Annotated in this window: 16 protein-coding genes; 13 read left to right on the top strand and 3 right to left on the bottom strand. The window is 46.4% G+C overall.

Going from position 1 to position 22,923, the window contains the following annotated elements; all coding sequences use genetic code 11:
- Positions 1 to 41: 41 nt before the first annotated feature.
- The 4 genes from H3V01_RS00275 to H3V01_RS00290 all read left to right on the top strand — a co-directional run bounded on the left by H3V01_RS00275 (position 42) and on the right by H3V01_RS00290 (position 7,581).
- Positions 42 to 4,451 (top strand): T6SS phospholipase effector Tle1-like catalytic domain-containing protein, encoded by a 4,410-nt coding sequence (locus H3V01_RS00275; RefSeq protein WP_198185595.1) that lies wholly within the window; start codon positions 42 to 44, stop codon positions 4,449 to 4,451.
- A gap of 340 nt (positions 4,452 to 4,791) precedes the next feature.
- The gene (locus H3V01_RS00280; protein WP_198185596.1) at positions 4,792 to 5,574 is read left to right on the top strand and encodes a DUF3304 domain-containing protein; all 783 of its coding nucleotides are present in this window, start codon (positions 4,792 to 4,794) and stop codon (positions 5,572 to 5,574) included.
- A gap of 389 nt (positions 5,575 to 5,963) precedes the next feature.
- Positions 5,964 to 6,740 (top strand): DUF3304 domain-containing protein, encoded by a 777-nt coding sequence (locus H3V01_RS00285; protein ID WP_198185597.1) that lies wholly within the window; start codon positions 5,964 to 5,966, stop codon positions 6,738 to 6,740.
- A 64-nt stretch (positions 6,741 to 6,804) separates the two neighbouring features.
- Entirely contained in the window at positions 6,805 to 7,581 is a 777-nt protein-coding gene (locus H3V01_RS00290; protein WP_198185598.1) for a DUF3304 domain-containing protein, read from the top strand.
- Positions 7,582 to 7,682: 101 nt separating this feature from the next.
- Here the strand turns inward: H3V01_RS00290 and H3V01_RS00295 are convergent, their stop codons facing one another.
- Positions 7,683 to 7,925, bottom strand: a complete 243-nt coding sequence (locus H3V01_RS00295; protein ID WP_198185599.1) for a hypothetical protein — start codon at positions 7,923 to 7,925, stop codon at positions 7,683 to 7,685.
- Between the two features lie 44 nt (positions 7,926 to 7,969).
- On the opposite strand from H3V01_RS00295, the gene H3V01_RS00300 reads away from it, so the two are divergent.
- The 6 genes from H3V01_RS00300 (at position 7,970) to H3V01_RS00325 (ending at position 18,206) form a co-directional block, all read left to right on the top strand.
- Positions 7,970 to 8,752: a DUF3304 domain-containing protein gene (locus H3V01_RS00300; protein WP_198185600.1), complete on the top strand. Its 783-nt coding sequence runs from the start codon at positions 7,970 to 7,972 to the stop codon at positions 8,750 to 8,752.
- Positions 8,753 to 9,159: 407 nt separating this feature from the next.
- A complete protein-coding gene (locus H3V01_RS00305) occupies positions 9,160 to 9,936 on the top strand; it encodes a DUF3304 domain-containing protein (protein WP_198185602.1) in 777 nt (258 codons plus the stop codon).
- Positions 9,937 to 10,245: 309 nt separating this feature from the next.
- Entirely contained in the window at positions 10,246 to 14,760 is a 4,515-nt protein-coding gene (locus H3V01_RS00310) for a T6SS phospholipase effector Tle1-like catalytic domain-containing protein (RefSeq protein ID WP_198185603.1), read from the top strand.
- Positions 14,761 to 15,084: 324 nt separating this feature from the next.
- Positions 15,085 to 15,861, top strand: a complete 777-nt coding sequence (locus H3V01_RS00315) for a DUF3304 domain-containing protein (RefSeq protein WP_084586850.1) — start codon at positions 15,085 to 15,087, stop codon at positions 15,859 to 15,861.
- A gap of 389 nt (positions 15,862 to 16,250) precedes the next feature.
- The gene (locus H3V01_RS00320) at positions 16,251 to 17,033 is read left to right on the top strand and encodes a DUF3304 domain-containing protein (protein WP_198185604.1); all 783 of its coding nucleotides are present in this window, start codon (positions 16,251 to 16,253) and stop codon (positions 17,031 to 17,033) included.
- A gap of 396 nt (positions 17,034 to 17,429) precedes the next feature.
- Complete coding sequence (locus H3V01_RS00325; protein WP_084553316.1) at positions 17,430 to 18,206, top strand: DUF3304 domain-containing protein; 777 nt, start codon at positions 17,430 to 17,432, stop codon at positions 18,204 to 18,206.
- Here H3V01_RS00325 and H3V01_RS00330 read toward each other — a convergent pair.
- Entirely contained in the window at positions 18,193 to 18,552 is a 360-nt protein-coding gene (locus H3V01_RS00330) for a hypothetical protein (RefSeq protein WP_198185605.1), read from the bottom strand. The genes H3V01_RS00325 and H3V01_RS00330 overlap by 14 nt on opposite strands.
- A gap of 41 nt (positions 18,553 to 18,593) precedes the next feature.
- Here H3V01_RS00330 and H3V01_RS00335 point away from each other — a divergent pair, with 41 nt between their 5' ends.
- Positions 18,594 to 19,376, top strand: a complete 783-nt coding sequence (locus tag H3V01_RS00335) for a DUF3304 domain-containing protein (RefSeq protein WP_198185606.1) — start codon at positions 18,594 to 18,596, stop codon at positions 19,374 to 19,376.
- A gap of 487 nt (positions 19,377 to 19,863) precedes the next feature.
- On the opposite strand, the gene H3V01_RS00340 is transcribed toward H3V01_RS00335, so the two are convergent.
- The gene (locus H3V01_RS00340; RefSeq protein WP_198185607.1) at positions 19,864 to 20,292 is read right to left on the bottom strand and encodes a hypothetical protein; all 429 of its coding nucleotides are present in this window, start codon (positions 20,290 to 20,292) and stop codon (positions 19,864 to 19,866) included.
- A gap of 419 nt (positions 20,293 to 20,711) precedes the next feature.
- On the opposite strand from H3V01_RS00340, the gene H3V01_RS00345 reads away from it, so the two are divergent.
- Both H3V01_RS00345 and H3V01_RS00350 read left to right on the top strand, forming a co-directional pair.
- On the top strand, positions 20,712 to 20,870 hold the full coding sequence (locus H3V01_RS00345; RefSeq protein WP_198185608.1) for a hypothetical protein: 159 nt from the start codon (positions 20,712 to 20,714) through the stop codon (positions 20,868 to 20,870).
- 262 nt (positions 20,871 to 21,132) lie between these two features.
- Positions 21,133 to 22,824: a glutamine--tRNA ligase/YqeY domain fusion protein gene (locus H3V01_RS00350; protein ID WP_198185610.1), complete on the top strand. Its 1,692-nt coding sequence runs from the start codon at positions 21,133 to 21,135 to the stop codon at positions 22,822 to 22,824.
- The last annotated feature ends 99 nt before the right edge of the window (positions 22,825 to 22,923 follow it).

The raw sequence follows: 22,923 nt of genomic DNA on the forward strand, positions 1-22,923 counted from the left end.
TCAGCTTATTTGTATTTCTTAGTTAAAGAGGGAAACCAGTTATGGCGAGTAACGACGATAATAAAAAACAGCCGAATGCACCTGCCGGTGCTCCGCAGCCGGGAGGTGCCGGCGGCGGTAAACCGGGTGCAGGCGGAAAACCTGCCGGTGGCGGTGCTGCAGGCGGTAAGCCGGGTGCAGGCGATAAACCTGCCGGTGCCGCAGGAGCGGGCAAGCCGGGTGGCGGCAAAGCGCCGCTGCCAACGCCGAATAATCCGCACAATAAAGGAATCAGTATAGACAGCATCACTGCCGGCCACTCGCCAGAGCAGAATGATTTCGGAATTTATAAGGATGGTGACGCTGCCGATGCTGCCAATCATCCGCCTCCTGCCAACCCGAAAAAACCACAGTCCGGGCAAAACCAGCCGAATAAGCCGGCAGCTTCGCAGCAAGGTCAAAAACCGGGCGCTAAAACACCGGCGAATACAACAGCGAATGGTAACAAGCCCGACGACAAATTTCTGCCGCAAACCGGGCCGGGAGTACCCGCTCTGGACAAACCGCCGAGTATCGGAAAAAAGATCGGCGATAAGCTTAAGCCGTATTTGCCGACGATTAAGCCGATTGAATTTCAGTGGCCGGGCGTGCTTAAACCGGATGAGTTTCCCACTGCCGCCGGTGGCCGCCTGCCGGCTTCCATCAGCAGCATTCAGGAAAACCGCAAAGACAATAATTTTGTCGACCGCACTAAAGCCAAGCCATGCCAGAAAGTGCTTAAAATCAGCTTCTTTTTTGATGGCACCAATAATCATGAAAAAGCCGATAAAGTAGTTTCCGGTGCCACGCCACCGACTGCAGAGCAGCTTGATCCGCTTAAAGATGCTGCGGCTCAGCAGGCAAAGCTGATTAAGCCGTATACTTATCCGCGTACATCCAATGCGGCGCGCTTATATCATGCCTGTATGGGAGCCGGTGGGCGCCCCGGCGATAATAACCGCGATGAAGAAATGATTAAATACGGCTGGTTTAAGTATTATATTCAGGGTGTTGGTACCCGTTTTGAGGAAATTGGCGATGATGATCCGGGAATGCTCGGCGAGGCACTGGCTAAATTCGGTCAGGCGCGGATAAACTGGGGTTTAACCCGTATCTGTGAAAGCTTAGGTATCAGTAAAATATTTAACGAAAAGGATTTACCGCTGGAAATGGCGCAGAAAATGGTAAAGGGTATGGATTCGCGTGCCGGGCGCAAAAGCCAGCTTGACAGCTTTCTGGATACCTTGCAGCGCCCGGATTCCAAACCATTACCCGATGCAATTAAGCTGTATGTAGTCGGCTTTTCCCGCGGTGCTGCCGAGGCGCGCACCTTTATGAACTGGCTGCTCGACTACCTGCTCGACCGTGATGAAAATGCTGATGCACGCGAGCAGCTGGAAAAGCTGATGGCGGAGCAGGAGAAAGAGCGCATCAAACAGCGTAAGGACGACCGCGCTGCGGCAGAGGCTAAAGCCAAACAGGAAGCCGAGGCGAAAAACAAAGACAAATCAGACGAGCAGGACAAAGATAATAAAGCCAAGCAGCCGGCTCCTACCGCTGCCGCGCCGGTAAACAGCAGCGCTACCAAAGCCGCTATGCAGCGGGTGCAGGCGCAGGCTGCCAGCATGAGCACCAGTGCTCCGAAAGGCAACAAACCGGCTAAGGCCGATGATAAGAAAGCAGAAAAACCCTATGAAGGCATAGAGCTGAAACTGCTCGGTATCCCGATTTATGTGGAGATGTGCGGCTTGTTTGATACCGTTGCCACAGTTGGTATGTCGCCGCTGGTGGCTATGGTAACCGGTCACTGCTCATGGGCACATAACACCATGTCGCTGCAGCGCGCCGGCAGCGCCGGCTTTATTAAAAACTGCTACCACTTTGTTTCTGCGCATGAGCAGCGCAAAAGCTTCTCGGTTGACAGTATCTGTGTTGATGGCGGCTATCCGAAAGGTAATTTTAAGGAATATATCTATCCTGGTGTGCATTCCGATATTGGCGGCGGTTATCCGCCCGGCGAGCAGTTTAAAAGTAATTATGGTATGGGACATGTGTTGTCGCAGATTACCCTGCATGATATGTATGCGCGCTGCTGGGAACATGGGATGCCGCTGCAAGTATGGCAAGAGCATCCAGATTTAAAGAAAGATATGCAGAAGCATCCGCGCTTTCAGCTGAAAAACTATGAATTTATGGATTCTGATACTGATAAAGAATTTGCAACTAAACCAGAAATGGTAGAGCGCTTTAATGCGTGGTTGAAAACGCTGGAAACCTCGAATATCAGCACCGCACTGCAAAAGCAAGTCCATCATTTTACTGCTTACCGGATTCTGCGCTGGGTACGCTCCGGTATCGCCGGCTATGCGCGTTTCCTTGGTTTACAGCTTTCGAAGGATGGCAGCGTCGGAGAAAAGGAAGACAAAGAAACCAAAAACGGCCGTACGGATATTATCAATAAGGGGCGTAAAGAGGCCAACGAAGCCGGTAAAGGCAATTTCCCCGATAAGCCGGTTGCCGATAATGATGAAATGTGGAAACAGGCCGGTCTGGAAGATATTCCGAAAGAGAAACGGCAGGAATTTCTCAACGGCATTATCAATAAAAATTACGTACCCGGCAACGATGGCTGGGATTTAATTGAAGGCGCCAAGGATTTCAAAGCCGATTATCTGCATGAATTTCATCTGGAGAATATGCTTTCCGCCGGTTTCCTGCTTGATACCCTGTTTGCCGGCAGCATGTATATGCTGAATAACGACGACGAGGCGGCCGAATACAAAGACATCCATGATAATGGCGATGAGCTGTATTTCGGCGCGAAAGTTGCTGATCTTAAAACGCCGGCATCGGGTAACACCAATACCCTTCCGCTGCCGCCACTGGCGAAAAATATTGTTGCCTCAGGCCCGCCGGCAGGCGGTAGTGCACCGGCAGGCGGTAGTGCGCCGGCAGACGGTAAAGGACAGAAAGGCGAGAATAAAACCAAAATGCCATGGGACTATTCAACGCAGGAAATCAGCGAGATGTTCAAGAATGCCGATAAAGGCGCACTGGTTACCGGTACTCTGCTAGATGTCCTGCGCCAGCGTTATCAGAAGAATCTCCACGGTCTCGAACTGGCTACAAGTTCGGTGATGGATATCTGGCAGCGGCTGCAAAAGGCAGATTTGAGCGAGAAAACGGCGATTATCAACCGGCTGAAAAATCATGCAGAAAAATATTCCGCCAATTATCCGCAGATGGTGCAGATTTTCGACGACCAGATTCATGATTCGCGCGCCTGGTTTATGCATGATTCGCTGCTGCAAAGCCGTGAACCGTTTACCAGCTATTTTGCCCACCGTCTGGTGTTCAGCGGCGGCTTTTCGAATAAACCGCTGTCGCCGGTGCTGCTGGCGAATCGTGTGGTCGGGATTGCCGGGATTGCCCGCAGCGCCTATATGAGTGTGAAATACGGCAATCCGGCCTATATTCTGATTGGTCTGAATAATCCCGAGCTGTTTGTTACCGATGCAGACAGAGCTGCATGGAATCTGCTTACTCAGGACTATCAGGCACTGGCTATCGATCCGGATACCGGTAAAATTCTGCCAACTGCCGACAACCTGAAAAAGCTGCGTCAGTTCACCAAGGATTTGCAAACCGCCACCCAGCAGATTAAAGCCGAATATGACAAGCAGAAGCCGTGGAACGATAAGGAATTTCTCGATAAAACCCTCGGCCAGGTTATTCAGAACAGTGATGAAACCATCAAGAATCTGAATGAAATCCGCGAGCTGCTTACCGAGCAGCAAAAAGCGCTGGATAAGATGAAAGAGTCCAATGCGCAGCTGAAGCAGCAGGCTGAGCAGGTAAAACAAATGCTGGATAAGGTTACCGAGAATCAGAAACAGCTGGAAAATGCGGTGCAGCAGGCTAAAGCCGGCACACTGGATAAGCAGCAGTTGCAGGAAGCCCTTAAGCAGGGGATGACTGTTTATTCCGATCCGGTAGCGGCGCTGCCGCAGGCGAGCCTGATGCAGCCGCCCGGTCTGGAAGACATCAGCAAAGACAGTCTGGCCGAGCATTTACGCCAGCAAATCAGCCAGTACCAGCAAAACAGCCGCATCAGCGCGCAAAACAGTACTGCCTTGCTGGAGAGCGGTGCACAGGATCCGCAAACCCTTGCGCAGGCTTTTTACAACAACAGCCGCGGGGATATTTACGATCAGGCAGTAGAGCAGATGAGTAAATCCGCGCTCAGCCGCCTTGGTCTCGGCGATCTGGAAATCAACCAGTATCTGCCGGAAAATATTGCCAGCCGCAGCCAGCCGGAAATCGCCAGCCTGTTGCAGCAGCTGCAAAGCGGTAATATTCCGCCGCAGATGCAGGCGATTTCGCCGCAAAAAATCGAATTGATTAAAAAAGTACTGCGAAGCTGGCTGCTGTAGCCGTAAGCGGCACGCAGCGTTGTATTCACGCTGTTTTTGTTGCAACGCCATTGCTGCCATGCCGGAGCAGTGGCGTTTTATTCTGCTGCTTTGCCTGTACTGTGAGTAAAGCGCATAGCCAGAATTCTTATCATCGCCGCTTAATCGCTTAGGCTGTTAACAAATATACTGCGCTACTGCGTATAATTGTGTAATATATTGATATATGGAATAAATGCCGGAAGTAATACAATGGCTGACAATTGAATAAAGGGGAAAGTGCAGATGCAGCGATGAAATCAATTATTAAATACCCAATGCAGTAATCACAGCGTTTTAACCTAAGAAGAGTGAGAATCACATGTCTGCTAAAAAAATATTTACTGTAAGCCGCCTTGTCCGGCTAAGTTTATTGCTGCTGTCGGCTACCGCCATTACCTCCTGTGGCGGCGGGTTTGAGCCTTTTGTCGGCGTTACTTCCGGCAAAAACAAATCCTATGCCGCGCCGGTCGAGGCGCTTGTATACAATTATGAAAATATTTCTGGTGGTTCAATCAATGGCGGTTGTATTCCTAAGACACCGGGAGTAGATGATTACGAAGTAGGTAAAAAGCGTTATGGTGGTGGTGGTTCTTGTGGCGCTGCCTATCTGCCGGCGAAATGGAAACCGGGTATGACTGCACGTATTAACTGGCGAGTTTTGCCATATCCAGCTTGGCATGCAAGAGGGTTAGATTTACCTGGAATGAACTTTGATGAGAACGAAAGTAGAATAATAGACGAATATGCTGAAAACTATTCAGCTGTAATACCATTACCACCACCGCCAGCATTTGCTGGTGATGATTTTGGCAAGGTAAGAAATATCACAGTGCATTTTCTGGCTTGTAATCAAATTTTCATTGATTATGGTACCCGACAGGAAAATGCCCCGGAAGTGGTAACCAAACAGTTTGAACTATTTAAGAAAAGCCAGAAGCTGTGTACCCCTCGCCCGTCAATCAAATCCATGGCAGATTACCGGCGCAATAAAGCTAAGCTGGATGCAATTAAGCAGGAGCGGGCAAATATTAAGCAGGTAATCCTGCCGGAATATATAAAGGAGCTGGAGCAGCAGGGCAAACTGCCGGTTAGCAGTAAATAAATTCTGCAGGCTTGCCGGGGTCGCCGGCTGACAATTTACCGGTGCAAGTAAGCTTGCGCCGGCGAGCCTGAACTGTTGTCTTTGCAAAAAAGCCGGCTGATTCAGCCTTAGCCGGAATCTTCTGAAAATAACGCCATTGTTCCCATACGGGTGCAGTGGCGTTTTATTATCCGCAGTGTAAATATCGGTTCGACTAATAAAAAACTTTCGTTTCTGCGCCAGATATTGGTAATATCATTGCATAAAAACTGACAGATGTAAGCAGTACCGGCAACAGGACGATAACAAAAACCGGAATAAAGCGGAAATCAGAGATGCAGCGATGAAATCAATTATTAAATACACAATGCAGTAATCACAGCGTTTAACCCAAAAAGAGTGAGAATCAAATGTCTGGTAAAAAAATATTCACCGCTAGCCGCCTTATCCGGCTAAGTTTATTACTGCTGTCGGCTACCGCTATCACCTCCTGCGGCGGCGGTTTTGAACCATTTGTCGGTGTTACCTCCGGTAAAAACAAATCCTATGCCGCGCCGGTAGAGGCTCTTGAATATAATTATGAAGATCTGTCAGGAGGTTCGATCAATGGTGGCTGTATTCCGAATACTAATGGTGTTGACGATTATGAAGTTGGTAAAAAACGCTTTGGTGGAGGATCTACTTGTGGAGCAGCCTACCTGCCAGCGAAATGGAAACCGGGAATGACTGCACGTATTAACTGGCGGGTTTTGCCTTATCCTGATTGGCAACCAAAAGTATTAAATAAACCCGGATTGGTTTTTGATAGTCAAGAATCAGCTATTATGGATCAGTATGCTGAAAATTATTCAGCGGTGATTCCTTTACCACCACCCCCACCATCTGCCGGTGACGATTTTGGCAAGGTAAGGAATATCACCGTGCATTTTCTGGCCTGTAATCAATTGTATATTACTTACGGTACAGTAGAAGAAGGCAGAAATACGCCCATGCATTATAAACTTTTTGCTAAAAGCGAAAAATTATGTACGCCGCGCCCTATAGTAAAAACCATGGCAGATTACCGGCGTAATAAAGCTAAGATGGATGCAATTAAGCAGGAACGGGCTAATATTAAGCAGGTAATTCTGCCCGAATATATAAAGGAACTGGAGCAGCAGGGCAAACTGCCGGTTACTGGTAAATAGACATATCACGGGCTTTGAATATTATCTGTAGTAACTTTTAAAATAAAAATAGAGTGAGTATTAAATGTCTGGAAGAAAAATATTTACTGCAAGTTGCCTTATCCGGCTAAGCTTATTATTGCTGTCGGTAACGGCTGTTACCTCCTGTGGCGGAGGCTTCGAACCTTTTGTCGGCGTTACTTCCGGCAAAAATAAATCCTATGCCGCACCGGTGGAGGCGCTGGAATACAATTATGAAGATATGTCAAGAGGTTCAATCAATGGTGGCTGTATACCGAATACATCAGGAGTAAATGATTATGATGTTGGCAAAAAACGCTTTGGCGGTGGTTCAACCTGTGGAGCAGCTTATCTGCCGGCAAAATGGAAACCGGGGATGACTGCACGTATTTACTGGCGAGTTTTACCCTATCCTGATTGGCATCCTAAAATGTTAAATTTACCTGGCGTGAATTTTGATGAAAAAGAATCAGCTATTATCGATCAGTATGATGAAAATCATTCAGCAGTAATTCCACTTCCACCTCCATCTATGGGTGATGATTTTGGTAAGGTAAGTAATATTACTGTCCATTTTTTAGCCTGTAATCAGTTATATATTGATTATGGCACCAAGGATGACGATACTCGTGAAGCAGTAAAGAAACAGTTTGCGCTGTATGCTAAAAGTGAGAAACTATGCACACCGCGCCCTATAGTGAAAACCATGGCAGATTACCGGCGCAATAAAGCCAAAATGGATGCAATCAAAAAAGAACGTGACAATATCCAGCAGGTAATTTTACCGGAATATATTAAGGAACTGGAACAGCAGGGCAAGCTGCCGGTTAGCAGTAAGTAAGTTTTGCAGGCTTGCTATGGTCGCCGGCTGACAATTTACCGGTGCAAGTAAGCTTGCGCCGGCAATTCTGAACTGTTGTCTTTGCAAAAAAGCCGGCTGATTCAGCCATAGCCGGAATCTTCTGAAAATAACGCCATTGTTCCCATACGGGTACAGTGGCGTTTTATTATCCGCAGTGCAAATACCGGTTCGACTAATAAAAAATTTCCGTTTCTGCGCCAGATATTGGTAATATCATTGCATAAAAACTGACAGATGTAAGCAGTACCGGCAACAGGACGATAACAAAACCGGAATAAAGCAGAAATCAGAGATGCAGCTACGAAATCAATTATTAAATACACAATGCAGTAATCACAGTGTTTAACCCAAAAAGAGTGAGAATCACATGTCTGGTAAAAAAATATTCAGCGTAAGCCGTCTTATCCGGCTAAGTTTATTGCTGCTGTCGGCTACTGCCATCACCTCTTACGGCAGAGGTTTTGAGCCCTTTGTCGGTGTTACTTCCGGTAAAAATAAATCCTATGCCGCACCGGTAGAGGCTCTGGAATACAATTATGAAAATATGTCTCGTGGTTCAATTAATGGTGGCTGTATTCCTAATACTAACGGTGTTGATGATTATGAAGTTGGCAAAAAGCGTTTTGGCGGTGGTTCTACCTGTGGAGCAGCCTATCTACCGGCAAAATGGAAACCGGGTATGACTGCTCGTATCAACTGGCGGGTTTTACCTTATCCTGGGTGGAATCCCAGAGGTTTAAATTTACCAGGTGTTAATTTTGATAAAAATGAAGCAGCTATTATAGCTCAGTATGATGAAAACCATTCAGCGGTAATTCCACTTCCACCTCCACCTTCATCTATGGGTGATGATTTTGGTAAGGCAAGTAATATTACTGTCCATTTCCTAGCTTGTAACCAAATATATATTGATTATGGCACCAAAGATGATGATGCTCGTGATGCAGTCAAAAAGCAGTTTGCATTATTTGCGAAAAGTCAGAAACTGTGTACGCCACGCCCGTCAATCAAATCCATGGCAGATTACCGGCGCAATAAAGCCAAACTGGATGCAATCAAACATGAGCGGGCAAATATTAAGCAGGTAATTCTGCCGGAGTACATTAAAGAATTGGAGCAACAGGGCAAGCTGCCAGTTACTGGTAAATAGACTGGTAGTTTTTGCTGCTTAGTGCGGCTAGTTGATTTGGCAACGGCAACAGTGACAGCCGCTGCCGGCTCTGCAACCGGCACTTTCACCACAACAGAATTAATTCCGAATAGCCATAAAACTAAATAAAAACCAGAATATCGCAATATAATGCTGTAAAAAACTTAGCATATACATAAAAATGTCTTAGTCCGGAAAATTAATTATATTCAGCATATTAATGTAAACAATATTCTGTGCCGATAGTTGTAATTGTGTAAAATGTTGATATAGGTAGTAAAAGCCGGAAGCGACACCATCAATTAATACCGGCATAAAGCAGGTAAATCAGACACGGCTGCTAATGCAAAGTTAACCCCGAATTTTGAATAAAAATACCGTATCAATTCAAGAATAGTGAGAATCAAATGTCCGGAAGAAAAATATTTACGGCAAGCCGCCTTATCCGGCTGAGTTTATTACTGCTGTCGGCTACCGCGGTTACCTCCTGCGGCGGAGGCTTTGAACCTTTTGTCGGCGTTACTTCCGGCAAAAACAAATCCTATGCCGCACCAGTGGAGGCGCTTGTATACGTCTATGAAAATGTAGGTGGTGGTTCAATCAATGGTGGCTGCATTCCCGGTACCAATGGTGTTGACGATTATGAGGTGGGTAAAAAACGCTATGGAGGTGGTTCTACGTGTGGCGCAGCTTATCTACCAGCGAAATGGAAACCGGGTATGACGGCGCGTATTAACTGGAGAGTTTTCCCTTACCCCGGTTGGCGTGCGCGTGGATTAAATGTACCTGGAGTAGTAATAGATCGTAAAGAAGCAAATATCATTGATCAGTATGATGAACACTATTCAGCAGTAATACCTTTACCACCCCCGCCACCGTCTGCCGGTGATGATTTTGGCAAGGTGGCAAATATTACAGTGCATTTTCTGGCTTGTAATCAATTGTATATTACTTACGGTACAATCGAGGAAGGCAGAAATACGCCAATGCATTATAAGCTTTTTGCCAAAAGCCAGAAGCTGTGTACGCCGCGTCCATCAATTAAATCCATGGCGGATTACCGGCGCAATAAAGCCAAAATGGATGCAATCAAACAGGAACGAGCTAATATTAAGCAGGTAATTCTGCCGGAATATATTAAGGAACTGGAGCAGCAGGGCAAAATCCCTACGCCTAGTAAATAAAAAATCATTTAATTTTTCGCAGCCATACCGCAGCTTGCCGGTATGGCTGCGTTTTTTTATCGTGTATTTTTATTTATAATTATGTAAACAAATCTATATAAACTGTATTAGATATGTTAAAATAAGTAGTTACAAAAAATTGTGTATCGGGTATGCAAATAATGATTATATCTGAATAAATGCACAAAACAGACAAGGGAGCAGCGTCGGCATCCGGGCAAACAGAATCAGCCTGCCAGACAATATGGAGCACTACCGGCCACCGGCACTCAGCTTATTTGTATTTCTTAGTTAAAGAGGAAACCAGTTATGGCGAGTAACGACGATAATAAAAAACAGCCGGATGCACCAGCCGGTGCTGCGCAGCCGGGAGGTGCCGGCGGCGGTAAACCGGGTGCAGGCGGAAAGCCCGGCGGTGCCGCAGGTGGTAAACCGGGTGCAGGAGATAAACCGGCTGCTGGCGCAGGAGCGGGCAAGCCGGGTGGCGGCAAAGCGCCGCTGCCAACGCCGAATAACCCGCACAATAAAGAAATCAGTATAACGGATATCACTGCCGGCCACTCGACAGAGCAGAATGATTACGGTATTTATCAGGATGGTGACGCTGCTGCCGCAGCCAACCGTCTGCCTCCTGCCGAGCAGAAAAAACCGGAGGCCGGGAAAAAACAGCCAAATAAGCCGGGAGCTTCGCAGCCGGGCAAAAAACCGGGCGGTAAAACGCCGGCGAGTACAACACCGGACGGTAAAAAGCCTGATGCTAAAACACCGGATGGTAACAAGACCGACGGCAAAAACCTGCCATCAACCGTGCCGGGAGCACCCGCTCTGGACAAACCACCGAGTATCGAAAAAAAGATCGGCGATATGCTTAAGCCGTATTTGCCGACGATTAAGCCGATTGAATTTCAGTGGCCGGGGGTGCTTAAGCCGGATGAGTTTCCCACTGCCGCCGGTGGCCGCCTGCCGGCTTCCATCAGCAGTATTCAGGAAAACCGCAAAGACAATAACTTTGTCGACCGCACTAAAGCCAAGCCATGCCAGAAAGTGCTTAAAATCAGCTTCTTTTTTGATGGCACCGATAATCATGAAAAAGCCGACAAGGTGGTATCCGGTGCCACGCCGCCAACCGCAGAGCAGCTTGATCCGCTTAAAGAAGCCGCGGCTCAGCAGGCAAAGCTGATTAAGCCGTATACTTATCCGCGTACTTCCAATGCCGCGCGCCTGTTTCATGCCTGTATGGGGGCGGGCGGTACCCCGGGAGAAATTAACCGCGATGAAGAAATGATTAAAAACGGCTGGTTTAAGCATTATATTCAGGGTGTCGGCACCCGCTTTGAGGAAATCGGCGACGATAATCCGGTGATACTTGGCGAGGCGCTGGCAAAATTCGGCCAGGCGCGGATTAACTGGGGCTTAACCCGTTTATGTGCCAGTTTGGGTATGTGTAAAATATTTAATGAGAAAGAGCTGCCACTGGAAACCGCGCAGAAAATGGTAAAAGGCATGGATTCGCGTACCGGGCGCAAAAGCCAGCTCGACAGCTTTCTGAATACCTTGCAGCGCCCCGATTCCAAACCATTGCCGAAGGCAATTAAGCTGTATGTGGTCGGCTTCTCCCGCGGTGCCGCTGAAGCACGCACCTTTCTGAACTGGCTGCTTGATTACCTGCTCGACCGTGATGAAAATGCTGCGGCGCGCGAGCAGCTGGAGAAGCTGGTGGCGCAGCAGGCAGAAGAGCGCACCAAACAGCGGAAAGACAACCGTGCCGCAGCAGAGGCAGCGGCTAAAGCCAAACAGGAAGCCGAGGCGAAAAACAAAGACAAGTCAGCCGGGCAGGACAAGGATAAAACCCCAGCCGATGCACAGGGTAAAGATAAAGAGCAGCCGGATGCTCAGGACAAGGATAAAGCTCAGCAGCCGGCACCGGCTGCCAGCGGACCGGTAAACAGCAGCGCCGACAAAGCCGCTATGCAGCGGGTGCAGGCGCAGGCTGCCAGCATGACTGCCGATGCTTCCAAAGGCAAAAAACCGGCTAAGGCCGATGATAAGAAAGCAGAAAAACCCTATGAAGGCATAGAGCTGAAGCTGCTCGGTATCCCGATTTATGTGGAGATGTGCGGCTTGTTTGATACCGTTGCCACAGTTGGTATGTCGCCGCTGGTGGCTATGGTAACCGGCCACTGCTCATGGGCGCACCGCACCATGTCGCTGCAGCGCGCCGGCAGCGCCGGCTTTATCAAAAACTGCTACCACTTTGTTTCCGCGCATGAGCAGCGCAAAAGCTTCTCGGTCGACAGCATCTGTGTTGACGGCGGCTATCCGAAAGGCAATTTCAAGGAATATATCTACCCCGGCGTGCATTCCGATATCGGCGGCGGCTATCCACCCGGTGAGCAGTTTAAGAGTAATTATGGCATGGGGCATGTGCTCTCGCAGATTACTTTGCATGATATGTATGCGCGCTGCTGGAAACATGGGATGCCTTTACAGATTTTTGCAAAGCATCCAGAATTAATGAAAGATATGCAGAAACATCCGCGTTTTCAGCTGAAAAACTATGAAATTATGGATGTCTTAACTATAAAGGAATTTGATACACAAACGGAAATGGTTGAGCGCTTTAATGCCTGGCTGAAAACGCTGGAAACCTCAAATATCAGCACTGCACTGCAAAAGCAGATTCATCATTTCACTGCTTACCGGATTCTGCGCTGGGTGCGCTCCGGTATTGCCGGCTATGCGCGTTTCCTCGGCTTACAGCTTACGCCTGATGGCAGCGTCGGAGAAAAGGAAGACAAAGACACCAAAAAAGGCCGTACTGAAATTATTGAGAAGGGACGTAAAGAATCCAATGAAGCCGGTAAAGGCAATTTCCCCGATAAGCCGGTTGCTGATAATGATGAGATGTGGGAGCAGGCCGGTCTGGGGGATATTCCTAAAGAGCAGCGGCAGGAGTTTCTCGACGGCATTATCAATAAAAATTACGTACCCGGTAATGACGGCTGGGATCTGATTGAAGGCGCCAAGGATTTTAAAGCTGATTATCTGCATGAATTCAATCTGGAAAATATGCTCTCCGCCGGCTTCCTGCTTAATACAATGTTTGCCGGCAGCATGTATATGCTGAATAACGACGATGAGGCGGCTGAATACAAAGACATCCATGATAACGGCGATGAGCTGTATTTCGGCGCGAAAGTTGCTGATCTTAAAACGCCGGCATCGGGTAACACCGGCACCATTCCGCTGCCGCCAATGGCGAAAAATATTGTTGCCTCAGACACGCCGCCGGGGGGCAGCATACCCGCCGATGGTAAAGCCCCGGCTGACGGTAAGGCCCCTGCCGATGGTAAGGCACCGGCAGACGCAAACAAAAGCAAAAAGCCATGGGAATACTCGGCGAAGCAAATCAGCGAGATGTTCCAGAATGCCGATAAAGGCGCACTGGTTACCGGTACTCTGCTCGATGTCCTGCGCCAGCGTTATCAGAAGAATCTGCACGGTCGTGATCTGGCGACAAATGCGGTTAAGGATATCTGGCAGCGGCTGCAACAGGCAGATTTGCGTGAGAAAATTGTCATCCACAAGCGGCTGAAAACCCATGCAGAAAAATATTCCGCCAATTATCCGCAGATGGTGCGGATTTTTGACGACCAGATTCATGATTCACGCGCCTGGTTTATGCATGATTCGCTGCTGAAAAGCCGCGAACCGTTTACCAGCTATTTTTCCCACCGTCTGGTGTTCAGCGGCGGCTTTTCAAATAAACCGCTGTCGCCGGTGCTGCTGGCCAATCGTGTGGTCGGGATAGCGGGGATTGCCCGCAGCGCCTATATGAGCGTGAAATACGGCAATCCGGCCTATATTCTGATTGGTCTGAATAATCCCGAGCTGTTTGTTACCGATGCAGACAGAGCCGCATGGGGGCTGCTCACTCAGGACTATCAGGCACTGGCCATTGATCCGGATACCGGTAAAATTCTGCCGACTGCTGATAATCTGAACAAGCTGCGCAAGTTCACCAAGGATTTGCAAACCGCCACCCAGCAGATTAAAGCTCAATATGACAAACAGCAGCCGTGGAACGATAAGGAATTTCTCGATAAAACCCTCGGCCAGGTTATTCAGAACAGTGATGAAACCATCAAGAATCTGAATGAAATCCGCGAGCTGCTTACCGAGCAGCAAAAAGCGCTGGATAAGATGAAAGAGTCCAATGCGCAGCTGAAGCAGCAGGCTGAGCAGGTAAAACAAATGCTGGATAAGGTTACCGAGAATCAGAAACAGCTGGAAAATGCGGTGCAGCAGGCTAAAGCCGGCACACTGGATAAGCAGCAGTTGCAGGATGCTCTGAAGCAGGGGATGACTGTTTATTCCGATCCGGCAGCGGCGCTGCCGCAGGCGAGCCTGATGCAGCCGCCCGGTCTGGAAGACATCAGCAAAGACAGTCTGGCCGAGCATTTACGCCAGCAAATCAGCCAGTACCAGCAAAACAGCCGCATCAGCGCGCAGAACAGTACAGCCTTGCTGGAGAGCGGTGCACAGGATCCGCAGACGCTTGCGCAGGCTTTTTACAACAACAGCGGTGGCGATATTTACGATCAGGCAGTAGAGCAGATGAGTAAATCCGCGCTCAGCCGGCTTGGTCTCGGCGATCTGGAAATCAACCAGTATCTGCCGGAAAATATTGCCAGCCGCAGTCAGCCGGAAATCGCCAGCCTGTTGCAGCAGCTGCAAAGCGGTAATATTCCGCCGCAGATGCAGGCGATATCGCCGCAAAAGATGGAATTGATTAAAAAAGTACTGCGAAGCTGGCTGCTGTAGCCGTAAGCGGCACGCAGCGTTGTATTCACGCTGTTTTTGTTGCAACGCCATTGCTGCCATGCCGGAGCAATGGCGTTTTATTCTGCTGCTTTGCCTGTACATGAGTAAAGCGCATAGCCAGAATTCTTATCATCGCTGCTTAATCGTTTAGGCTGTTAATAAAGATACTGCGCTACTGCGTATAATTGTGTAATATATTGATATATGGAATAAATTCCGGAAGTGGTACGATGCTAATAATTAAATAAAGGAGATATAGAAATGCAATTATTAAATACACCATGCAGTAATCACAGTGTTTAACCCAAGAAGAGTGAGAATCACATGTCTGCTAAAAAAATATTCAGTGTAAGCCGTCTTATCCGGCTAAGTTTATTGCTGCTATCGGTAACCGCTGTTACCTCCTGCGGCGGCGGTTTTGAGCCTTTTGTTGGCGTTACTTCCGGTAAAAACAAATCCTATGCCGCGCCAGTGGAGGCGCTGGAATACAACTATGAAAATGTACATGGTGGTTCAATTAATGGTGGCTGTATTCCCAATACCAATGGTGTCGATGATTATGAAGTTGGTAAAAAGCGCTTTGGTGGTGGTTCCACCTGTGGAGCAGCTTATCTGCCGGCGAAATGGAAACCGGGTATGACGGCAAGAATTTATTGGACTGTTTTACCCTATCCTGGTTGGCAACCAAATATATTAAATAAACCTGGTTTAGTTTTGAATGAAAATGAATATCAAACTATAATGCAATATACTGAAAATCATTCCGCAGTAATACCACTCCCACCCCCACCTCCATCTGCCGGTGATGATTTTGGCAAAGTGGCAAATATTACAGTGCATTTTCTGGCCTGTAATCAATTGTATATTACTTATGGTACAGTAGAGGAAGGCAGAAATACGCCCATGCATTACAAATTGTTTGCGAAAAGCCAGAAACTATGTACCCCGCTCCCGTCAATCAAATCTATGGCAGATTACCGACGCAATAAAGCCAAAATGGATGCAATTAAAAAAGAGCGTGACAATATCCAGCAGGTAATTTTACCGGAATATATAAAGGAACTGGAGCAGCAGGGCAAGCTGCCGGTTAGCAGTAAGTAAGCTTTGCAGGTTTGTTGTGGTCGCCGGTTGACAATTTACCGGTGCAAGTAAGCTTGCGCCGGCGAGCCTGAACAGTTGTCTTTGCAAAAAAGCCGGCTGATTTAGCCATAGCCGGAATTTTCTGAAAATAACGCCATTGTTCCCATAAGGGTGCAGTGGCGTTTTATTATTTTCAGTACAAATACCGGTTCGAATAATAAAAAATTTCCGTTTCCGCACCAGATATTGGTAATATCATTGCATAAAAACTGACGGATGTAAGCAGTACCGGCAACAGGGTGATAACCAAAACCGGAATAAAGCGGAAATCAGAGATGCAGCGATGAAATCAATTATTAAATACACCATGCAGTAATCACAGTGTTTAACCCAAGAAGAGTGAGAATCAAATGCCTGCTAAAAAAATATTCAGCGTAAACCGTCTTATCCGGCTAAGTTTATTGCTGCTGTCGGCTAGCGCCATTACCTCCTGTGGCGGAGGTTTTGAACCATTTGTCGGTGTTACTTCCGGCAAAAACAAATCCTATGCGGCTCCGGTAGAAGCTCTTGAATACAATTATGAAGATATGTCAAGAGGTTCAATCAATGGTGGTTGCATACCGAATACATCAGGAGTAAATGAGTATGATGTTGGCAAAAAACGTTTTGGTGGTGGTGGTTCATGTGGTGCAGCTTATCTGCCGGCGAAATGGAAACCGGGTATGACTGCACGTATTTACTGGCGGGTTTTACCATATCCAAATTGGCAGCCAAAAGTATTAAATAAACCCGGATTGGTTTTAGATAGTAAAGAATCTGCTGTTATCGATCAGTATAATGAAAATCATTCAGCGGTAATACCTTTGCCTCCTCCACCAGCGTTTGCAGGTGATGATTTTGGTAAGGTGCGAAATATTACCGTTCATTTTTTGGCCTGTAACCAGATATTTATTGATTATGGTACCCGACAGGAAAATGCCCCAGAAGTGGTAAAAAAGCAATTTGAATTGTATGCTAAAAGTGAGAAACTATGCACGCCGCGCCCTATAGTAAAAACCATGGCAGATTACCGGCGTAATAAAGCCAAAATGGATGCAATCAAGCAGGAACGGGCAAATATTAAGCAGGTAATCCTGCCGGAATATATAAAGGAACTGGAGCAGCAGGGCAAACTGCCGGTTAGCAGTAAATAAATTCTGCAGGCTTGCTGTGGTCGCCGGCTGACATTTTACCGGTGCAAGTAAGCTTGCGCCGGCAAGCCTGAACTGTTGTCTTTGCAAAAAAGCCGGCTGATTCAGCCTTAGCCTGAATCTGGAATTTTATTAAAATAACGCCATTGTTCCCATACGGGTGCAGTGGCGTTTTATTATCCGCAGTGTAAATACCGGTTCGACTAATAAAAAATTTCCGTTTCTGCGCCAGATATTGGTAATATCATTGCATAAAAACTGACAGATGTAAGCAGTACCGGCAACAGGGTGATAACAAAAACCGGAATAAGGGAAAAATCAGAGATGCAGCGATGAAATCAATTATTAAATACACCATGCAGTAATCACAGTGTTTAACCCAAGAAGAGTGAGAATCAAATGTCTGCTAAAAAAATATTTACTGTAAGCCGTCTTATCCGGCTGAGTTTATTGCTGCTGTCGGCTATCTCCATTACTTCCTGTGGCGGAGGGTTTGAACCATTTGTCGGCGTTACTTCCGGTAAAAATAAATCCTATGCAGCACCGGTGGAGGCACTAAATTATACTATTGAAACAGTACATGGTGGCAGTATTAATGGGGGATGTATCCCCAATACCTCTGGAGTAGAAGATAATGAAATAGGCAAACACCGCTTTGGCGGAGGTGCTACCTGTGGTGCAGCTTATCTGCCGGCGAAATGGAAATCGGGCATGACTGCGCGTATTAATTGGACAGTTTTACCATATCCTGATTGGCAGCCTAGAGGTTTAAATTTGCCTGGTGTTAATGTGGATGAAAATGAGTATCAAACTATTGTTAAATATGCTGAATCTCATTCAGCAATCATACCTCTACCACCACCACCACCATCTGCCGGAGATGATTTTGGCAAGGTGGCAAATATCACAGTGCATTTTTTAGCTTGTAATCAAATATTTATCACTTATGGGACAATAGAAGAAGGTAGAAATACCCCGATGCATTACAAATTGTTTGCGAAAAGCCAGAAACTGTGTACCCCCCGCCCGTCAATCAAATCCATGGCGGATTACCGGCGTAATAAAGCAAAGCTGGATGCAATTAAACAGGAGCGGGCAAATATTAAGCAGGTAATCCTGCCGGAATATATAAAGGAACTGGAGCAGCAGGGCAAGCTGCCGGTTAGCAGTAAGTAAGTTTTGCAGGTTTGCTGTGGTTGCCGGCTGACAATTTACCGATGCAAGTAAGCTTGCGCCGGCAAGCCTGAACTGTTCTTTTTGCAAAAAAGCCGGCTGATTTAGCCCTAGTCTGAATCTCCTGAAATAACGCCAGTGTTCCCATACGGGTGCAGTGGCGTTTTATTATCCGCAGTGCAAATACCGGTTCGAATAATAAAAAACTCCCGTTTCTGCGCCAGATATTGGTAATATCATTGCATAAAAACTGACAGATGTAAGCAGTACCGGCAACAGGACGATAACAAAACCGGAATAAAGCGGAAATTAGAGATGCAGCGATGAAATCAATTATTAAATACACCATGCAGTAATCACAGTGTTTAACCCAAGAAGAGTGAGAATCACATGTCTGGAAGAAAAATATTTACGGCAAGCCGCCTTATCCGGCTAAGCTTATTACTGCTGTCAGCAACTGCCATAACTTCCTGCGGCGGAGGGTTTGAACCTTTTGTCGGCGTTACTTCCGGCAAAAATAAATCCTATGCCGCACCGGTAGAGGCACTGGAATACAACTATGAAAATGTACACGGTGGTTCAATTAATGGTGGTTGTATTCCAAACACAGCGGGAGTGGATGATTATGAAGTTGGTAAAAAACGCTTTGGCGGTGGTTCTACCTGTGGCGCTGCTTATTTACCAGCAAAATGGAAACCGGGGATGACTGCACGCATTTACTGGACAGTCCTGCCTTACCCAGGATGGCGTCCAAAGATGTTAAATTTACCTGGTGTTAATTTTGATGAAAATGAATATCAAACTATAATGCAGTATACTGAGAGTCATTCAGCGGTAATTCCACTTCCACCCCCACCTCCATCTATGGGTGATGATTTTGGTAAGGCGAGTAATATTACTGTCCATTTCCTAGCTTGTAACCAAATATATATTGATTATGGCACCAAAGATGATGATGCTCGTGAGGCAGTAAAGAAACAGTTTGAACTATTTAAGAAAAGCCAGAAACTGTGTACGCCACGCCCGTCAATCAAATCCATGGCAGATTACCGGCGTAATAAAGCAAAGCTGGATGCAATTAAACAGGAGCGGGCAAATATTAAGCAGATAATCCTGCCGGAATATATAAAGGAACTGGAGCAGCAGGGCAAACTGCCGGTTAGCAGTAAATAAGTTTTGCAGGCTTGCTATGGTCGCCGGCTGACAATTTACCGGTGCAAGTAAGCTTGCGCCGGCAAGCCTGAACTGTTGTCTTTGCAAAAAAGCCGGCTGATTCAGCCATAGCCTGAATCTCCTGAAAATAACGCCATTGTTCCCATACGGGTGCAGTGGCGTTTTATTATTCGCAGTGAATATGGCAAATATCGTTTGAATAATAACAAATCTCCAGTTCCGTGCTGGTTATTGATAATATATTTGCATAAAATGCTGATGGATGTATTTAATTATTTTTAATAAAGCAATAAAAATAAATAGGAATACAGACCAGTGGAAAAATAAATTAACAGCTAAATCCTGAATATAAAGATAAAACGTTCAGCTGTTAATTTTGCCGGATTGGTTAGATATGCCGATGGTTTTATTTGATATTATAAATTATTTTCTCTGTTATTATTCTCTCGCTAATAATACGGTATGTGACTATTAAAAATTTATTTGGTTAATGATGTTCTTGCCGGATTTTGTGCTCTTTGTTTCGGGATTGTGTGCTGCTATTGCGGATTTTGATGGGAGCAGGTGTATTTTTGATACCGGAATTCGGTAAAGTGTGTGTGTTGGTGATGCTGGCATGTTTTAATCTGATAATATTTCTGACCGATGCAAAGATAATTAAAGCAATACATATTAATACGGAGAATCTGGCGCTTGTTTGCAGTGAGCTTATGCGGTTTTTTCTTCTTACGGTTTTATCAGGGTTGAAATAGTAATGATACAGGCGCAAAAGCAGGGAAGGGGTTGCGGTGCGTGCAGATGTCTGTGTTTCCGGGCTGATTTTGCCTTTGCTTAGGGGCTGCTTATCACTGCCTGTTTGTTGCCGGTTTATTTTTTTAAATTTATTCTGCCGGTTGAATTTGTTTACTCGTACCATGATTAATCCTTTGATATCAGCTGCTTCCTGCCGGATATTCGTGCTCTTAATGCCTGAATATCTATTTACCGGTATTAAGACCTGCACTAAGGCTGGTAACTATGCAGGTTGTATGCCGGATTGTGTCTGGCACTAAACCGGAAGAAAGCATGTGTTGATAAAAATTTCGGGTTGTTGATTGTGCGGGTAAAGATGTGTGTATTTTTATTTGAATGAATTTTCAAATTTAATTCTGATAATTGTACATAAAAACTTAGTTTTGTAGTCTGATTATTATATGAAATAAATTAATGCAGATATTAATGTATGCATGGGTTTATGGCGGCTCAGTGATTTATTATGGCTTTTTGTAACTGGCTGATGTGATGCGGTTCGTTTCCGGAAGATGTTTTGCTGAAAATATGTTTACGGAATGAATTGTGTTGAAGGCGCAATGCCATTTTAACGGATGTGGTATGACAGCTTGTGTGTTGTATTCTGTGCTTTACGGCTGGCTGGATTTTTATGCTTTGAATATTAAGCATATTTTATTTGGTACGGGCAGTGTGCGTCTGACAGGTAGGTATTGTCGCTGTTGAGTCTGCCCGATGGCAGACAAAGGCAATTTGGGTTTTTCCGGTGATGGATGTTGAATTTAATTAATCGGTAAATTATTGTTTGTATTTCATCTGATTTGGTTTAGTATTTGCTTAATTATTACTAAACTGTTTAATTGATACGTTTTTGGTTAGTATAATTGTATATTGCTTATATAAATTGGGTATATAATTATTACCTTTTACTTGGTGTTTTCAGGCGTTTTTATTCTGCAAAACACATTTGCACATATTCAGAAGAACTATGCTTAATAAAGATCAGTTTGCCGATAATCATTTTATACGCTCTATTATTGAGGAAGACCTGCAAAGCGGGAAATGCCGGCAGGTAATTACGCGTTTCCCTCCCGAACCTAATGGTTATCTGCATATCGGCCATGCTAAATCGATTTGCCTGAATTTTGGTCTGGCTTATATTTATGATGGTTTGTGTAATCTGCGCTTTGATGATACGAATCCTGAGAAAGAATCGGATGAGTATGTGCGCTCGATTAAGGAAGATGTGCAGTGGCTGGGTTTTCAGTGGCATGAGGAACGTTTTGCTTCAGATTATTTTGAACGTTTGTATGAGTATGCGCTGGAGCTGATTAAAGCAGGTAAGGCGTATGTGGATGATCTGGATGCTGAGGAAATGCGTCAGTATCGCGGTACGTTAACGGAGCCGGGTAAAAACAGCCCGTATCGTGAGCGTACGATAGAAGAAAATCTGGATTTGTTTGCCCGTATGCGCAATGGGGAGTTTCCGGACGGCAGTAAAACGCTGCGGCTGAAAATTGATATGGCTGCGGGCAATATTAATCTGCGTGATCCGGTAATCTACCGTATCCGCCGCGTGCATCATCATCGCACTGGTGATAAATGGGTTATTTATCCGATGTATGATTATACGCATGCGATTTCGGATGCGATTGAAAATATTACCCATTCGCTGTGTACGCTGGAATTTGAATCACACCGGCCGCTGTATGACTGGGTGGTGGAGAATATTACGATTGCGCATCAGCCGCATCAGTATGAGTTTTCTCGGCTGGAACTGCTGTATTCGATTACTTCCAAACGCAAGCTGAATCAGCTGGTAGTGCAAGACCATGTGTCCGGCTGGGACGACCCGCGTATGCCAACTATTTCCGGTATGCGCCGCCGCGGTTATACGCCGGAAGGGCTGCGTCTGTTTGCCAAACGGGTAGGTATTTCCAAGAGCGAAAATGTGGTGGATATGAGTGTTCTGGAAGGTGCTATTCGTGAAGATCTGGAAAGTGTGGCACCTCGGATGATTGCGGTGCTCAATCCGATTAAAGTTGAGCTGATTAATTTTGATGAGGCGATAACGCAAAGCCGTGAAGCACCGTTTCATCCGCATCATCCGGAAATGGGCGAGCGTCTGATACCGCTAACGAAAACGATTTATATTGAAGCAGACGATTTTGCGCTGGAGCCGCCTAAAGGCTGGCAGCGTTTAACGCTGGGCGGTGAAGTGCGCCTGCGTTACAGCTATGTGATTAAGTGTGAGGAAGTGGTGCAGGATGCGTCCGGACGGGTGGTGTCGCTGAAATGCTCGATAGACCATGACACGCTGGCTTCTAAGCCGCAGGGACGTAAGGTGAAAGGTGTTATTCACTGGCTGTCTACTGAATATGCTGTGCCGGCTAAGGTGCGGTTGTATGACCGGCTGTTTACTGTGGAACGTCCGGATGCGGTACGCGGTGATGATGGTCAGTATCGTGATTTTACTGAGTTTCTGAATCCAGCCTCGGTAACAGAAATTGATGCACTGGTGGAGCCGGTAGCAAATACGCTGGCACCGGAAACGCGCTATCAGTTTGAGCGTCTGGGCTACTTTGTGACTGACCGCTATGACCATACTGCGGAAAATCCGGTATTTAACCGTACTGTAACTTTGCGTGATACCTGGCAGGCACAGGCTGAGAAGAAATAATTGTGTCTGTATATGGAAAACCGGCTTTTTGAAGCCGGTTTTTTTATGCTGTAAATAATCTGTCCGGTTTATCCGGCAGCTTGCTAAAATGGGGCAGGT

Origin of the sequence: Snodgrassella sp. M0351, from assembly GCF_016100575.1 — a bacterium.
Lineage (GTDB): Bacteria > Pseudomonadota > Gammaproteobacteria > Burkholderiales > Neisseriaceae > Snodgrassella > Snodgrassella alvi.

What these genes read in the sequence shown, in the direction of transcription:
- H3V01_RS00315 (WP_084586850.1), top strand. Translation starts at nt 15,085, where the DNA reads ATGTCTGCTAAAAAAATATTCAGTGTAAGCCGTCTTATCCGGCTAAGT.
- H3V01_RS00325 (WP_084553316.1), top strand. Translation starts at nt 17,430, where the DNA reads ATGTCTGCTAAAAAAATATTTACTGTAAGCCGTCTTATCCGGCTGAGT.
- H3V01_RS00310 (WP_198185603.1), top strand. Translation starts at nt 10,246, where the DNA reads ATGGCGAGTAACGACGATAATAAAAAACAGCCGGATGCACCAGCCGGT.
- H3V01_RS00300 (WP_198185600.1), top strand. Translation starts at nt 7,970, where the DNA reads ATGTCTGGTAAAAAAATATTCAGCGTAAGCCGTCTTATCCGGCTAAGT.
- H3V01_RS00335 (WP_198185606.1), top strand. Translation starts at nt 18,594, where the DNA reads ATGTCTGGAAGAAAAATATTTACGGCAAGCCGCCTTATCCGGCTAAGC.
- H3V01_RS00280 (WP_198185596.1), top strand. Translation starts at nt 4,792, where the DNA reads ATGTCTGCTAAAAAAATATTTACTGTAAGCCGCCTTGTCCGGCTAAGT.
- H3V01_RS00340 (WP_198185607.1), bottom strand. Translation starts at nt 20,292, where the DNA reads ATGGTACGAGTAAACAAATTCAACCGGCAGAATAAATTTAAAAAAATA.
- H3V01_RS00305 (WP_198185602.1), top strand. Translation starts at nt 9,160, where the DNA reads ATGTCCGGAAGAAAAATATTTACGGCAAGCCGCCTTATCCGGCTGAGT.
- H3V01_RS00330 (WP_198185605.1), bottom strand. Translation starts at nt 18,552, where the DNA reads ATGGTGTATTTAATAATTGATTTCATCGCTGCATCTCTAATTTCCGCT.
- H3V01_RS00285 (WP_198185597.1), top strand. Translation starts at nt 5,964, where the DNA reads ATGTCTGGTAAAAAAATATTCACCGCTAGCCGCCTTATCCGGCTAAGT.
- H3V01_RS00350 (WP_198185610.1), top strand. Translation starts at nt 21,133, where the DNA reads ATGCTTAATAAAGATCAGTTTGCCGATAATCATTTTATACGCTCTATT.
- H3V01_RS00320 (WP_198185604.1), top strand. Translation starts at nt 16,251, where the DNA reads ATGCCTGCTAAAAAAATATTCAGCGTAAACCGTCTTATCCGGCTAAGT.
- H3V01_RS00290 (WP_198185598.1), top strand. Translation starts at nt 6,805, where the DNA reads ATGTCTGGAAGAAAAATATTTACTGCAAGTTGCCTTATCCGGCTAAGC.
- H3V01_RS00275 (WP_198185595.1), top strand. Translation starts at nt 42, where the DNA reads ATGGCGAGTAACGACGATAATAAAAAACAGCCGAATGCACCTGCCGGT.